Source organism: Pseudomonas sp. GW456-12-10-14-LB2, from assembly GCF_002884345.1.
Lineage (GTDB): Bacteria > Pseudomonadota > Gammaproteobacteria > Pseudomonadales > Pseudomonadaceae > Aquipseudomonas > Aquipseudomonas paraglycinae.
Window position 1 is genome coordinate 1 of record NZ_POHV01000133.1, and the last position, 276, is coordinate 276.

Here is a 276-nt window from a genome sequence, read left to right on the forward strand (position 1 = left end):
TTACGGAACATTACGCAGCGATATTAAACAGTTTGTTGACCTGGAACTGGATTATGTAATCCTGGATGAAAGCCAGGCTATCAAAAACCCAAACAGCAAAGTTGCCAAAGCGGCTTGTTTATTAAAAGCTAAAAACAGGCTGTGTTTAAGCGGTACGCCTTTACAGAACAACACGTTCGACATATTTGCGCAAATGAATTTCCTGAACCCGGGTATGTTAGGCAGCATCGAGTTTTTTAAACAGGAATTTGCCATACCAATTGATAAGTTTGGAGA

The 276-nt window shown here is 40.2% G+C and carries 1 protein-coding gene; it reads left to right on the plus strand.

What is annotated here, in order from left to right; translation table 11 throughout:
* Nucleotides 1-276 (plus strand): SNF2-related protein (locus C1X29_RS28410; protein WP_146023302.1); only part of this gene is annotated, 276 nt, incomplete at both ends.